At 44.6% G+C, this 12491-nt stretch carries 12 protein-coding genes; 7 read left to right on the top strand and 5 right to left on the bottom strand.

Annotated elements, in window-relative coordinates:
- Positions 1-168 precede the first annotated feature (168 nt).
- Genes F8C76_RS00215 through F8C76_RS00225 form a run of 3 tightly spaced genes read left to right on the top strand, consistent with a single transcriptional unit; the run spans position 169 to position 4480 of the window.
- Positions 169-1314, top strand: a complete 1146-nt coding sequence (locus tag F8C76_RS00215; RefSeq protein ID WP_152129953.1) for a hypothetical protein — start codon at positions 169-171, stop codon at positions 1312-1314.
- Between the two features lie 8 nt (positions 1315-1322).
- On the top strand, positions 1323-1832 hold the full coding sequence (locus F8C76_RS00220) for a DoxX family membrane protein (RefSeq protein ID WP_152129954.1): 510 nt from the start codon (positions 1323-1325) through the stop codon (positions 1830-1832).
- Entirely contained in the window at positions 1829-4480 is a 2652-nt protein-coding gene (locus F8C76_RS00225) for a TonB-dependent receptor (RefSeq protein ID WP_152129955.1), read from the top strand. The genes F8C76_RS00220 and F8C76_RS00225 overlap by 4 nt, the downstream gene beginning before the upstream one ends.
- Before the next feature lie 29 nt (positions 4481-4509).
- Here F8C76_RS00225 and F8C76_RS00230 read toward each other — a convergent pair whose 3' ends face one another.
- Positions 4510-5232: a peptidylprolyl isomerase gene (locus tag F8C76_RS00230; protein WP_152129956.1), complete on the bottom strand. Its 723-nt coding sequence runs from the start codon at positions 5230-5232 to the stop codon at positions 4510-4512.
- Here F8C76_RS00230 and F8C76_RS00235 point away from each other — a divergent pair.
- Positions 5231-5872, top strand: a complete 642-nt coding sequence (locus F8C76_RS00235; RefSeq protein WP_152131415.1) for an NUDIX hydrolase — start codon at positions 5231-5233, stop codon at positions 5870-5872. The genes F8C76_RS00230 and F8C76_RS00235 overlap by 2 nt on opposite strands.
- Before the next feature lie 36 nt (positions 5873-5908).
- Positions 5909-6721 (top strand): lysophospholipid acyltransferase family protein, encoded by an 813-nt coding sequence (locus F8C76_RS00240; protein WP_129654103.1) that lies wholly within the window; start codon positions 5909-5911, stop codon positions 6719-6721.
- Here F8C76_RS00240 and F8C76_RS00245 read toward each other — a convergent pair.
- The 3 genes from F8C76_RS00245 to F8C76_RS00255 all read right to left on the bottom strand — a co-directional run bounded on the left by F8C76_RS00245 (position 6718) and on the right by F8C76_RS00255 (position 9357).
- Entirely contained in the window at positions 6718-7362 is a 645-nt protein-coding gene (locus F8C76_RS00245; RefSeq protein WP_152129957.1) for a DUF8845 family protein, read from the bottom strand. The two genes, F8C76_RS00240 and F8C76_RS00245, sit on opposite strands and share 4 nt — an antisense overlap.
- Before the next feature lie 3 nt (positions 7363-7365).
- A complete protein-coding gene (locus F8C76_RS00250; RefSeq protein WP_129654105.1) occupies positions 7366-7860 on the bottom strand; it encodes an RNA polymerase sigma factor in 495 nt (164 codons plus the stop codon).
- A 69-nt stretch (positions 7861-7929) separates the two neighbouring features.
- A complete protein-coding gene (locus tag F8C76_RS00255; protein WP_152129958.1) occupies positions 7930-9357 on the bottom strand; it encodes an amidohydrolase in 1428 nt (475 codons plus the stop codon).
- Positions 9358-9457: 100 nt separating this feature from the next.
- On the opposite strand from F8C76_RS00255, the gene F8C76_RS00260 reads away from it, so the two are divergent.
- Positions 9458-10768, top strand: coding sequence for an NAD(P)/FAD-dependent oxidoreductase (locus F8C76_RS00260; protein WP_152131416.1), 1311 nt, complete (start codon positions 9458-9460; stop codon positions 10766-10768).
- 28 nt (positions 10769-10796) lie between these two features.
- Here F8C76_RS00260 and xerD read toward each other — a convergent pair whose 3' ends face one another.
- Positions 10797-11693, bottom strand: coding sequence for a site-specific tyrosine recombinase XerD (xerD, locus tag F8C76_RS00265; RefSeq protein ID WP_152129959.1), 897 nt, complete (start codon positions 11691-11693; stop codon positions 10797-10799).
- Between the two features lie 226 nt (positions 11694-11919).
- Here xerD and F8C76_RS00270 point away from each other — a divergent pair, with 226 nt between their 5' ends.
- Positions 11920-12438 (top strand): hypothetical protein, encoded by a 519-nt coding sequence (locus F8C76_RS00270; RefSeq protein WP_152129960.1) that lies wholly within the window; start codon positions 11920-11922, stop codon positions 12436-12438.
- Positions 12439-12491: the final 53 nt, after the last annotated feature.

Consider the following 12491-nt stretch of genomic DNA (forward strand, 5'->3'; position numbering starts at 1 on the left):
GTTAATGGAATTAACCCTTTGTTAAGCTTTCTTACTTTCTCGTTAATCTCCCCTTGTGCCATATAGTCCTACTTTGGCACCAAGTTTAGTTGTCTTTATAAATACTAGCAAGGCCGTCCTATTTAGGTCGGCCTTTTTAGCTAAACCATCAACCAATCAATCAGTATTATGAAATCTAAAAAACTACTTTACACCCTATGTGGTTCGGTCCTTCTCTTTTTTGGAGTTAAAAGCGTTCAGGCGCAAGGATGTGTGGCCATTAGGCATTTTTCCTCATGTGTGGGCAATACTTTGGAAAGCAATTTGTTAGGTCCTGGTGATATCCAAATTGGCACTAACTATCGCTATTTTAAATCGTTTAGACATTTTAGGGGAACGGAGGAAGAACCGGACAGGGTTGCCAATGGATCCGAGGTGATCAACCATTCCCATTCGTGGGATTTTTTCCTCACGTATGGGATTACGGACCGATTGTATACCAGCATTACCATTCCTACGGTAATCAACACCAGATCTTCTTTATATGAGCATGGAAGGGAGGAACGGAACATGACCTATTCCAGAGGTCTGGCAGACATAAGGGTCGGTGTGGGCTATTGGTTGTTCGATTTGGAAAAACACCAGAACGGAAACTTGGCTTTGGGTCTGGGATTGAAATTGCCCACCGGAAACTACAACGCCTCGGACATATTTTACAATGTGGGGCCAGAAGGAAGCCCCCAAGTAAGACCTGTAGATCAAAGTATCCAACCGGGCGATGGTGGTTTCGGGATTACCTTGGATTTCCAATTTTACCAAAAGATAGCCGAAAAGTTTTTTGCCTATGGAGGGGGGTTCTATTTGCTCAACCCTAGGGAAACCAACGGAACGAGAACGTTTCGGGAAACCTTGAGCCCCATTCTTGAGAATGAGGCCATCATGGCCGTTCCAGACCAATTCTCGGTACGGGCTGGGGTGAGCCATAGCTTCTCTAACACCATCTCTGGGTCTTTGGGAGCACGATATGAAGGCGTTCCCGTAAAGGATCTTATAGGCGGCAATGAAGGATTTAGGAGACCGGGGAATGTACTCTCCATAGATCCTGGAATTGCTTTCATGAAAAATAGTTTCTCATTGAACCTGAATGTACCCTTCGCGGTGCGGAGAGATCGTCCACAAAGTGTCACCGATAAACAAACTGAGGAAGCCACCGGAAACCCAAGGAACGGTGACGCCGCCTTTGCGGACTATTTGATCAATGTTGGGGTGTCCTATCGGTTTGCCAACAAAAAAGTAAAAGTGGATCCAGCCTTGATGAACGAATTCAAAAATTAGGAGATAGTATGAAGCAGACCGCAAAGCACAATTTTCTGGCAATTACCATTGGGGTGGTATATCTGTGGTTTGGGGCCCTTAAGTTTTTTCCGGACCTCAGTCCGGCCGAAGGCTTGGCCAAGAGTACCATCCATATGCTCACATTTGGGCTTATTCCGGATGCTGTTTCCATAATTTTATTGGCCCTTTGGGAAACCATGATAGGGGTATGCCTGATATTTAACCTATGGCGCAGGACCATGGCGGTATTGGCCTTGGTGCATATGGTGTTCACTTTTACACCTTTGCTTTTCTTCCCCGACCAGGCCTTTGGGGAAGGGCCTTTATATCTCACGCTGGTGGGGCAGTACATTATTAAGAACCTTATCATCATAGCGGCACTTTTAAATCTTGTTGACTTTAGTGCGGAGAACATCAAAAACAAGCTCAAATATTCAATTCCGTCACCAGCAGGACTCCATCGTTTAGGATTGATTGGTGAAAGGATCCATCAAAAAAATCTCAAAAAAAGTAAATGATACAACAAAGGCAATCCCACTTACTGGGAACCCTCCTATGCTTTCTATTTTTAAGTATTTCCTCTTTTTCGCAAACCAAACTCACCGGTAGGGTAGTTGACGCGACCGATTTACAACCCTTGATCGGGGCGCAAATTATTTTGCAGAATGGTCAATTGGGGGGTGTCACCAATGAAAGCGGATACTTCGAATTCAATGTCGATACAGAAACACAAAGCATCCTGATAAAGTATTTGGGATATGAAGAAAAGCAGATTACCATAACCCCTACCACCAGTGATTTGGGAACCCTGGAACTGAACAGGGCCAATACCACATTGGAAGAGGTCATTGTGAGCGCTTCGCCCCAAAACTTTAAAGAGGAGTTTAAGGGCAGTAATTTTCGTATTAATCCGGTTGCATTAAAGAGAATTAACCCACTGAGTACGGAAGAAGTATTGCGTACCATTCCAGGGGTCAACATTGTTGGGGACATGGGATTGTCCAACAGGCCCAACATCAGTATACGTGGTTCTTGGGGGCGACGATCAAAAAAGGTATTGCTCATGGAGGATGGGACACCATCTGCCCCGGCACCGTATATAGCTCCAGGCGCCTATTACAATCCTGTGAGTGACAGAATCGCTTCCATAGAAGTGTACAAGGGGGCGGACATGCTCAAGTACGGACCCAATAACATGTATGGGGCGGTAAACTACATTACTGCCTTGCCACCCCAAAAACCCACCTTACGGTTAAAACTCACGGGAGGTCAACGCAATTATTCATCAGGACTGTTCTCCTATGGAGGTACTTGGAACAATATTGGCGGACTGGTGGAAGGTGTTTATAAGAAGTTCGATGGATTCACGGACAATTCCTCTGTGGAAATATTGAATCTGAACGCCAAGATTTTTGCCAAATTATCCGAGAATCAATCCTTGTATTTTAAGGTAAGTGGACAATTTGAGGATAACCAGGCCTCTTTGAGTTCCCAGACCCCGTTTACCTTTGAGACCGATCCCACTCAAAATCCATTGGATGCCGATCAGTTTACCATGAGGCGATATGGGGTGGATATCATCCACAAGTGGTTGCCCACGGAGCAATCCAGTTTTACGACCAAGGTGTATGCTTCCGATTTTGAAAGGGATTGGTGGCGACAGGTCACAACCAAGGTAAGGGCCTCTGAGGTGCAGGCTTATGTGGGCCCAGAAATTTTTAACGAGCGGTATGGCTATCTAAATGGAAAATCTTTTGATGATGAGGATTATGTTATCGTGGGCCGTGTGGTGAACGGATTGGAAAGTACTACAGATAGTCGTTGGATATACAGGGTGTCGGGAATAAAGGAAACTTTCAAGACGGCATGGGAGGCCTTCAATGCCCCCAGTCATTTTGAAGCCAGCATCAATCTTCATAGGGAAACGTTTAAGGATGTGTTCTTGGAGGCCGATAACACCCGATGGGCACGCTATGGAACGGCTACCAAAGACCTTTGGTATCGATTATGGTCCGTAAATGGCTATGTAAGGAACGAGTTTCAAATAGGTAAGATAGGCGTCATTCCCATTTTACGCTTTGAACATGTGGACATGTACCGTCAAGATTTGATTGCACAAGCCCAAGACCCCACCCTTCAAGGTACAACAGAGGGTAGGGAGCCCAATGTGTATGATCAGTTTTTACCGGGACTCACCATCAACCATGAATATAAGAACGGAGAATTCTTTGGGAGCATCTATCAGGGAATGATCGCCCCATCCAAAGTATTTGGTTTTTTGGTGGAACAGGATGGCGTGGTGACCAACCCGCTTGAGGGGCAGAGCATAAACATTGACCCGGAACTGAGTTGGAACAAGGAAGTGGGATGGCGTGGCAGTCTTTTTGATAATTGTATCAATGGGCAACTGACTTATTTTCACAATGCCAGTCGAAATTTTTATGCCGGTGGGCGCAATGAGGTGTTTCAAGAGTTAGGCAAAATCAATGTACAAGGAGTGGAAATGGCCTTTAATGCCGAAGTTTTGAACGATGGAGGGCATCAACTCCATTTGTTGGGAAACCTTACCTACATGCATTCCAAGGTAAAAGAAGGTAGGCTGGAAGACAAAGATCTTTTTTCCCAAGTGGTGCATAGCACGGACACCCAAAATGAATATATCCAGAAAGTGAATTCGAACCGGAATGCCTATGAGGTTTATGCCGATAATGGAGGAGGGGAGACCTTACTGACGGATGCAACTTTGGATGCTTCGGATTTTCCCAACATTACCAGGAGCATTATCACCTTTGGGGATGAAGGCATCAAAGATGCCGAGGCACCCTACACGCCCAAAATCAATATGACCATTGGTCTAAACCATGATTGGAAAGGATGGTCAAGTGGTATCAATTTGCATTATGTGGGTGAACAGTTTACCGAGTTCCACAATTTTGAACAGGAATCGGCGGATGGCGCCATTGGAAAATTGCCATCATTTACCACGGTGGACGCCTTTGTCAACTATGATTTTAAGCTGGGTGACCAAATGGACGCCACAGTTTTTGTGAACGGGAAGAACATAACGGACCGGGTGTACCGGGCATCGCGGTTGAACAGGGCCACTTCTGGGGTTTTTGCAGGAGGATTTCGGCAAATCATATTCGGAATCAACCTGAAAATATAAGTCAGCCTTTTGATGGTTCCTAAGGATGGCTACAGCACTTCTGCTTTTAGGATATAAACGCTTTTCCAAGGCCAGTCCCCATCGCCAACGGGAACTTGATTTATGGCATCCACTACATCCATTCCTTCAATCACACGGCCAAAGGGCGTGTAAGCACCATCCAAATGGTAGGAGCCTGGTTTGGTGACCACAATAAAAAATTCATACGGGGAGGCCAATTTGTGGGGATTGTCCCGCTCGCTACTGGGCATGGATATAGTACCTCTATGGTGTTTGTGCCCTTTTTGGGTATCGGGCGGAAGCAGGTATCTTCCTATTTTTCCTCGCTTTTGGGCCGTTTTTTTGTCATCGGAATTTCCTCCTTGGATGATAAAATCCTTCACCACTCGATGAAATTGGGTGCTATCAAAATACTTCTTGCGGGCCAGATAAATAAAGTTTGCCTTGTGATAAGGAACATTGTCAAAGAGCTCAATGGTAAAGCTTCCCATGGTAGTGGTGAGTTTTACCTTGTCCTTCTTAAGGTTCTTGGCATAATCAAAAAAGAAGTCGATGGCATTTTCCTCATCCAACACAAAGGCTTCTTCTTTTTCCTCTTCGGGCTCAGGGGTTTTATTGCTTTCAGCTGGGATGGAATCCTTTTTAAAGCTGGTTTCCGTTGTTTTGGATGTATCTTTTTTAGGGTTTTCTCCACAGGATACCAGAAAAAATAATAGTATACTTGTGGCCAAAGCCGATGCTTTCAATACCATGAATTTTATCGATTTTAGTGAAATAGCCCTAAAAATAAAAGATCTTCCCCTACCTGGGGAGGAATCCCACTATAAAATGTCCCCGGAACTTCGGGTGCAATGGTTAAAATCCAATAAGGTAGAGGAAATAAAAACCAAGAAGGCTGGGGTCATGGCCCTATTTTATCCAGATGTGGAACAAGAAGCAAGGTTGCTGCTGATTCTTCGTAAGGCTTACGAAGGCGTGCATTCCAACCAAGTAGGGTTTCCGGGTGGCAAGGTGGAGCGTGAGGACCGGGACCTTTTGGACACGGCGCTTCGCGAGACCCATGAAGAGGTTGGGGTAGTCCCTACGTCAGTTGAGGTGATCAAGGAACTCAGCAATGTGTATATTCCCCCAAGCAATTTTATGGTAACTCCTTTCATGGGAATCTATCCAGAACCAGAACCTTTTGTCCTCCAGGAAACCGAAGTGGAACGTTTGGTGGAGGTATATGTAAAGGATTTTTTGGATGATGCCAACCTGATTGAGGAAATCCTGACCACTTCCTACGCAAAAAACATTCGTGTACCCGCTTATAAATTAAATGGTTATACTGTTTGGGGTGCTACGGCCATGATGCTGAGCGAGATTAGGGAACTTTTACGGCAAGTGCTTTGACCGCTATTTTGTAAATTTGCCCCCAACAATTGTACTATGGGTCTATTCAAGAAAAATCCTTTTGGTCATATCCTGTTTTTAAAACGCTGGTTGATACGCGTTGCGGGAGCAATGACCCATCAGCGTTATAAAGGATTCAATACCCTTGAAATAGAAGGCTCCCAGGTGATACGTGACCTGCCGGAGACCAATGTGCTTTTTGTAAGCAATCACCAGACCTATTTTGCCGATGTTGTGGCCATGTTCCACGTTTTCAATGCCAGTTTGAAGGGGAGGGACGATTCCATTAAAAATTTGGCCTATCTCTGGAATCCCAAGCTCAATATCTACTATGTAGCGGCCAAGGAAACCATGAAGAAAAGCTTGCTCACCAAGATTTTGGCCTATGCGGGATCTATAAGCATTGAGCGCACATGGCGTGCCGATGGGCAGGATGTAAACCGTCAGGTGAAATTCAGTGACATTAGCAATATAGCCAAGGCCTTGGATGATGGGTGGGTGATCACCTTCCCCCAAGGTACCACAACCCCTTGGAAACCCTTGCGAAAGGGAACGGCCCATATTATAAAACGATACAAACCCGTGGTAGTGCCGGTGGTCATTGATGGGTTTAGACGTTCGTTTGATAAAAAGGGACTTCGGGTCAAAAAGAAAGGTATTTTGCAGTCCATGCAGATCAAACCGCCTTTGGATATCGATTATGACAATGAGTCCATTGATTCCATCTTGGAAAAATTGGAATACGCTATTGAGCAGCATCCTTCTTTCTTAAAGGTCATCTCCAAAGAAGAATTGGCGGCCTACGAAGCCGAAAATCAAAAAAGAAGATACAGCTATCGGGGCGATTAGACTTCCAATTGTTCCAGTTCCCTATAATTTTGTTTGAGTCGTTTTAAAAGAATGCCGTAGAGCAGTCTATAGAAAAGCCATATCAGTAATAAAAGTAAGGCAATGAGCACTATGGATATGATTACGACCATGACCCAAAAGAGGGTGGTGTCCCCATTTTGCACGGCATTTTCAACAATTTGCTGCCCCTTGGAGTCATAAATAAGGATTCCGTAAATGCTGATGATCATGGAGACGGTAAAAATGGCCAGGTTGAACCAAACATATTGGGTGACCGTTCTTTTGACATCCAGAATGGTCCTCATCAGTTTTTTGGAAGAGTCCGTGAAGGATATTTTACGGTAATTGGTATAGAACTTATAGATGAAATATAAAATGATGCCGTAGTTGATCAGGTTAAGTACTATGATGGCAGTATGGATGTGCATCGCCTTGAGTTCCTCCATGGACTCGGTATCACTGAACATGATGTTAAGCCCCGCCCAGAATACAAATTCAATTAGGCTGATGTAAAAAATCCATTTTACGATGGAAGATGATTTTTTCCATATCATCTTGTAGATTTCGTCATAGGTAAGTTTAGGAAGCTGCGCCTCCTTCTTTTGCCAGTCTTTTTTCAAGAGTTCCAATTCATCCACCATGGTCTACGGATTTAATATGGTTCTTAATTTGTTTTTCACCCGGTTCATTTTAACCCTTGCATTTACCTCGGTAATCCCCAAGGTTTCCGCTATTTCGGAATAATCTTTGTCTTCAAGATACAGAAATACCAACGCTTTGTCAATATCCCCAAGCTGTCTCACGGCATCATACATCAATTTCAACTGTCGTTCCTCCGTATCATCATAGGTGTCGGCCTTGATTTTGTGTACTACCGAATCATAATCTTGGGTCTGTACCCTTCTTTTTGATTTTCGATACATGGTAATGGCCGTGTTCAGGGCCACTCGGTACATCCATGTGCTGAATTTGGAGTCTCCCCTAAACTTCGGATAGGCTTTCCATAATTGTATGGTAATCTCTTGAAAGAGGTCACTATGGGAGTCCCTGTCGTTGGTATATAGGCTACATACTTTGTGAACAATATTTTGATTGTTCTCAAGCTCCGTCACAAAACGATGTTCCAGTTCTTTATTCAATGGTTGGTAAGTGATTTGCTTATATGTAGCAATAAAACCGTTTTTGTTACACTACCCCAAAAAATGAGTTTATTTTCGGTAATCCAATGCTGGGGGCCTGTTGCCCAATAAAGGAATATATTCAAAATCTTCCCCGCGTCTTTCAATAAGCTCTGCCTTGGCGGTTTCAACAGTTTTTGGGTTTTTAAAAATATCCATGGCAGTCAAAGTAAGGGTCTTTGCGGCGACCATCATTCCTTTGGTGCCTATGGAAGTTCCCCCGGCCGCAACGGCTTGCCAGCTGTGCGCAGGGGTTCCTGGGACCCAGGTGGCCGTCCCCAAACCTGCCGTGGGAACGGTGAAGCTTACATCGCCCACATCCGTGGAACCATAAGCTCTGGCTTCTTCTTGGTAGGGTTGTATGGTTTCAGCGGTCTTCAAATCCAAGGTTTTTGCTCCCAAGGTCTGGGAAATTTTTTCGGCAAAAGCTTTTTCTTCATCCGTATAGGTTACCCCACCCACCTTGGTGAGGTTGTCATACATGATTTTTTGAAGGGTCAGGTTGGGTAAAAGCTCATGGGTACCCCCGATCATTTCATAGTCCATGGTAGTGCCTGTACCCAATGCAGCTCCTTCGGCAGCTTTTACAATTCGATCGAAAATATCAATGACCACATCTCTTTTGCCATGTCGGGCATAATAATAGACTTCGGCAAAGTCAGGTACTACGTTGGGTGCCTTTCCGCCATTGGTGATCACGTAGTGTATCCGTGCATCTTGGGGAATGTGCTCACGCATCATATTGACCATATTATCCATGGCTTCAACACCGTCCAATGCAGATCTACCTCTTTCTGGGGCTCCTGCGGCGTGGGCCGAAATACCGTGAAATCTGAATTTGGCCGATTTGTTGGCCAAGGCAGCTCCAGCACTGGCTGCATTTTGTGCTCCTGGATGCCAGTGAAGGGCCACATCCACATCATTGAAGACCCCTTCCCGTACCATGTATACTTTTCCAGACCCACCTTCCTCGGCAGGACATCCATAAAACCGAATGGTTCCTTGTATCTTGTTGGACTGTAACCAGTCCTTTACGGCAATGGCAGCAGCTGTGGAAGCGGTTCCAAAAAGGTGGTGTCCGCAAGCATGCCCCGCAGCTTTGTTGGCCGATGTCTTTTCTGGAACAGCCTGTTGTGATAGCCCGGGGAGGGCATCATATTCCCCTAAAATTGCTATTACCGGATAACCGGAGCCATATTCGGCCTTAAAGGCAGTGGGAATTCCTGCGATTCCTTTTTCAATGGAGAAGCCGGCATCGGATAGGGTTTTTTGCAGCAAAGCGGAACTTTTCTCTTCCAAATACCCCATTTCGGCAAGGTCCCAGATTTGATGGGCGATATCACCGTATTTCTGGGTTTTTGTATCCAGTTCGTTCAAAATGGTTTTTTGGCTTTTTTGGGAAAAGCCCATGGCAATACAAAGAACAAGTGCCGTACCGATTAGGAGGGTATTTTTCATTTTCTTGAAGTTTTTAGTCAGGCTTTAAATATACTAAAAAAAGCCTCTTTTATGGAGAGTTGCCTGCAAGGGAATGTGTACATTTACATCCATGTCCACAATGAATATTCCACAATCCAGTTTCCCAAGGGTCGTAATCATTGGCGGCGGTTTTGGGGGCATCGCACTAGCTAAGAAACTCAGTAAAAAGGAAATGCAGGTAGTTTTGCTGGACAAGCATAATTACCACAACTTTCAACCCTTGTTGTATCAAGTTTCAACAGGAGGGTTGGAGCCGGATTCCATTGCCTACCCTATTCGAAAAGTATTGCAGGGCTATCCTAATTTTTACTTCCGTTTGGCCAAGGTCATGACAATAGACACTGCGTCTCGCAAAGTAAAGACCAATATTGGCGAAATCAATTTTGATTATCTGGTAGTGGCCGCAGGCTCCGAAACCAATTTTTTTGGGAACGAGAATATCGAGGCAAAGGGTATGGCTATGAAAACCATACCGCAGTCATTGAACCTCAGGAGTCTTATTTTGGAAAATTTTGAGCAGGCCCTACTTACGGACGACCTCCATGAAAGGGATGCCCTTATGAACTTTGTGATTGTGGGGGGAGGGCCAACAGGAGTTGAGCTGGCTGGAGCATTGGCCGAGATAAAAAAGGGAATTTTACCCAAAGACTACCCGGATTTGGATACACGGAGGGCCCAAATAAACCTGATCCAGAGTGGGGAACGTATTTTACCGGCCATGAGTGGGCAGGCCTCACGAAAGGCAGAGCAGTTTTTAGAGCGTTTGGGCGTAAATGTGTGGAAGAATATTAGGGTCAACGATTACGACGGAAATAAGGTAACCACCAACACGGAAACATCCTTTGAATCCGCCACATTGGTGTGGGCAGCAGGAGTGCAGGCAGTCGGTATCAAAGGGTTGGATGCCAAAGAGGTATTGTGTAGGGGAAATAGGCTGCGGGTCAACCAGTTTCATCAGTTGGAAGGGTTCAAGAACATATTTGCCATTGGTGATGTGGCCCAAATGGAAACCGAAGACTTTCCCCATGGTCATCCCATGATGGCACAACCGGCCATTCAACAAGGAAGGAATTTGGGTGACAATCTAGTGCGGTTGATTGATGGGAAGCCTATGAAACCCTTTGTGTATAAAGACAAAGGAAGTATGGCCACCATTGGAAGGAATAAAGCCGTGGTGGACCTTCCAAAGTTCAGGTTCCAAGGGGTATTTGCATGGTTTGTGTGGATGTTCGTTCATTTGTATTTCCTCATCGGTTTTAGGAATAGGGTGGTGGTGTTCATCAACTGGGTCTACAACTATATCCGGTTCGATCGCGAAGCCCGATTGATCATCAGACCCTATAAAAAACAAAATCAGGGATTGAAAAATCAGCTGAAAAAGGGGAGTTGACCCCAACAACCCTATTGTTGTTTAAGCCCTATTTTCTGGGGTGATATTTATTCAGCACCTTGGCTAAATGGGCACGGTTCACATGCATATATACTTCCGTGGTGGTAATACTTTCATGTCCCAACATTTGCTGTATGGCCCTTAAATCGGCTCCGTTTTCCAAAAGATGGGTGGCAAAGGAATGTCTAAAGGTGTGCGGACTAATGCTTTTTTTTAGTCCGATTTTTTGCGCCAAACGTTTGATTATGGTGAAGACCATGGCTCGGGTAAGCTGTTTTCCCCTTCGGTTTAAAAAAAGAATGTCCTCATGCTCTTTTTGAATGGGTAAATGCACCCGTATTTCGTTCCGGTAAATATTTATGTATTTTTTGTTGATATCGCTTATGGGTACGAACCGCTGTTTGTTGCCTTTTCCTGTGACCTTGATAAAGTCCTCTTCAAAATAGAGGTCGGAAAGTTTAAGGTTCAACAACTCCGAAACCCTTAGACCGCATCCATAAAGAGTCTCGAGGATGGCCCGGTTCCGCTCTCCTTCGGGCTTGGATAGGTCAATGGCCAAGATAAGGGCATTGATCTCGTCAATGGACAAAGTGTCCGGGAGTTTACGGCCTATCTTGGGAGTCTCAATGAGGTCCATGGGATTATCCGCTCGGTAATCTTCAAAAATGAGATAGTTAAAAAAACCTTTCAAGCCCGAAATGACCCTGGCCTGGGTCCTGGGATTTACTGTTTTGGCAATGGTATAGACAAATCCTTGGACGGTCTCCATATCAATTTGAACGGGAGATGTTTCCATATCATGGTCCTGAAGGTAATTGGCCAGCTTTTGAAGGTCAAGAGTATAATTGGTAATGGTATTTTTACTGAGACCGCGTTCAATCTTCAGATAATTCTGGTAGTCCTGTATTGCCTGTTTCCAGTTCATGGTTTAAATATAGAAACAATAATGGGTAGAAATTTGATGTAATTGAACGATTGGTCAATTCAAAAGGGCCTTTGATCAAATGGGAGCTGATTGGAACTTCAAGTTTGGATATTTTTCACAAAGATTTTATTGGATTTAAAAAAAGGACATTTTGTAGGGTTTTTACTACGTAAATACACTATATCCCGTATTGTTACGTTTTAGCCATTACAAAAATTTAACAATAATGAGAAAAGCATTTTTATTGACACTAGGCCTATTGGTATTGTCCTTTTCCGCAATGGCACAACAGGTAGACAGAACCAGGTTTAAGGCGGGGCTGCAGGCAGGTATTCCCGTTGGGGACGCTGCGGATATATCCAAGTTCAGTGTTGGGTTGGACATGGCCTACTTTTGGGGCGTATCGGAACTTGTTGATGCCGGATTGGCAACAGGTTTTATCAATGCCTTTGGGGAAACCAATACGGTGACCGTGGGCAATGTTACCGTGGAAAGCGAGTTTGAAGATTTTCAGTTTGTCCCATTGGCCGGAGCATTTCGACTTTATCCCACATATGATTTCAATTTCGGGGTCGACGTGGGTTACGCCGTGGGTATCAATGAGGGCAACGAAGGAGGGTTTTATGTGAAACCTTCCATGGGATACAATATTACAGGGAACACGGAACTCAATGTATCCTATATCAATATCAGCAATGATGGAAATTTTTCCATAGTGGCCCTTGGGGTGCTATTCCTGTTCTGATATGTAAAGAGATCCAAAGAAAAACTGGGCACAGCCTCAAATAGCACAGTTGA

Origin of the sequence: Flagellimonas olearia, assembly GCF_009184425.1 — a bacterium.
Classification (GTDB): Bacteria; Bacteroidota; Bacteroidia; order Flavobacteriales; family Flavobacteriaceae; genus Flagellimonas; species Flagellimonas olearia.

Excerpts from the sequence above, each read along its gene's own strand:
- F8C76_RS00215 (WP_152129953.1), top strand. The coding sequence starts at position 169 with ATGAAATCTAAAAAACTACTTTACACCCTATGTGGTTCGGTCCTTCTC.
- F8C76_RS00220 (WP_152129954.1), top strand. The coding sequence starts at position 1,323 with ATGAAGCAGACCGCAAAGCACAATTTTCTGGCAATTACCATTGGGGTG.
- F8C76_RS00225 (WP_152129955.1), top strand. The coding sequence starts at position 1,829 with ATGATACAACAAAGGCAATCCCACTTACTGGGAACCCTCCTATGCTTT.
- F8C76_RS00235 (WP_152131415.1), top strand. The coding sequence starts at position 5,231 with ATGAATTTTATCGATTTTAGTGAAATAGCCCTAAAAATAAAAGATCTT.
- F8C76_RS00230 (WP_152129956.1), bottom strand. The coding sequence starts at position 5,232 with ATGGTATTGAAAGCATCGGCTTTGGCCACAAGTATACTATTATTTTTT.
- F8C76_RS00240 (WP_129654103.1), top strand. The coding sequence starts at position 5,909 with ATGGGTCTATTCAAGAAAAATCCTTTTGGTCATATCCTGTTTTTAAAA.
- F8C76_RS00245 (WP_152129957.1), bottom strand. The coding sequence starts at position 7,362 with ATGGTGGATGAATTGGAACTCTTGAAAAAAGACTGGCAAAAGAAGGAG.
- F8C76_RS00255 (WP_152129958.1), bottom strand. The coding sequence starts at position 9,357 with ATGAAAAATACCCTCCTAATCGGTACGGCACTTGTTCTTTGTATTGCC.
- F8C76_RS00260 (WP_152131416.1), top strand. The coding sequence starts at position 9,458 with ATGAATATTCCACAATCCAGTTTCCCAAGGGTCGTAATCATTGGCGGC.
- xerD (WP_152129959.1), bottom strand. The coding sequence starts at position 11,693 with ATGAACTGGAAACAGGCAATACAGGACTACCAGAATTATCTGAAGATT.
- F8C76_RS00270 (WP_152129960.1), top strand. The coding sequence starts at position 11,920 with ATGAGAAAAGCATTTTTATTGACACTAGGCCTATTGGTATTGTCCTTT.